Annotated in this window: 1 rRNA gene; it reads left to right on the top strand. The window is 52.8% G+C overall.

Features of this window, described 5'->3' with window-relative positions:
• Positions 1-1,224: ribosomal RNA gene (locus tag AC6B99_RS33285) — 23S ribosomal RNA — on the top strand; the annotation flags it as partial.

Raw genomic sequence — 1,224 nt, 5'->3', positions numbered from 1 at the left:
TAGGCGAAGAGGTCTGGAAAGGCCCGCTATAAGAGGTAAAAGCCCTGTAGCCAAAAGCACACACTCTCCGAGACGGATCCTGAGTACGGCGGGACACGAGAAACCCCGTCGGAATCCGGCAGGACCATCTGCCAAGGCTAAATACTCCCTAGTGACCGATAGTGAAGCAGTACCGTGAGGGAAAGGTGAAAAGCACCGCGGAAGCGGAGTGAAAAAGAACCTGAAACCGTGCGCTTACAAGAAGTCAGAGCCCAATCTATGGGTGATGGCGTGCCTTTTGTAGAATGAACCGGCGAGTTACGTTCACGTGCAAGGTTAAGTCGGGAAGACGGAGCCGCAGCGAAAGCGAGTCTGAATAGGGCGAATAAGTACGTGGTCGTAGACCCGAAACCGTGTGATCTACCCCTGTCCAGGGTGAAGGTGCGGTAACACGCACTGGAGGCCCGAACCCACGCACGTTGAAAAGTGCGGGGATGAGGTGGGGGTAGCGGAGAAATTCCAATCGAACTCGGAGATAGCTGGTTCTCCCCGAAATAGCTTTAGGGCTAGCCTCGAGGTATGAACGTCGTGGAGGTAGAGCACTGATTGGGTGCGGGGCCCGCCAAGGGTTACCAAGTCTAGTCAAACTCCGAATGCCATAGACGTGCTTCTCGGGAGTCAGACAGTGAGTGCTAAGATCCATTGTCAAGAGGGAAACAGCCCAGATCATCAGCTAAGGTCCCCAAGTGTGTGTTAAGTGGGAAAGGATGTGGAGTTGCAAAGACAACCAGGATGTTGGCTTAGAAGCAGCCACCATTTAAAGAGTGCGTAATAGCTCACTGGTCGAGTGACTCTGCGCCGAAAATGTAACGGGGCTAAACACACCACCGAAGCTATGACATGTACCGAATGGTACTTGGGTAGGGGAGCGTTGAATATAGGTTGAAGGTATACCGTAAGGAGTGCTGGACTGTATTCAAGTGAGAATGCCGGTATGAGTAACGAAAAGACAAGTGAGAATCTTGTCCGCCGAAAGCCTAAGGGTTCCTGAGGAAGGCTCGTCCACTCAGGGTAAGTCGGGACCTAACGCGAGGCCGAAAGGCGTAGTGGAAGGACAACAGGTTCAAATTCCTGTACCACCGTAAACCGTTATGAGCAATGGGATGACGCAGAAGGGCAGTGACGCGGACTGATGGAATAGTCCGTCCAAGCAGTGAGGCTGATGAGTAGGCAAATCCGCTCATC

Source organism: Paenibacillus liaoningensis (assembly GCF_059609455.1).
This window is presented reverse-complemented; position numbering and strand designations above follow the sequence as displayed.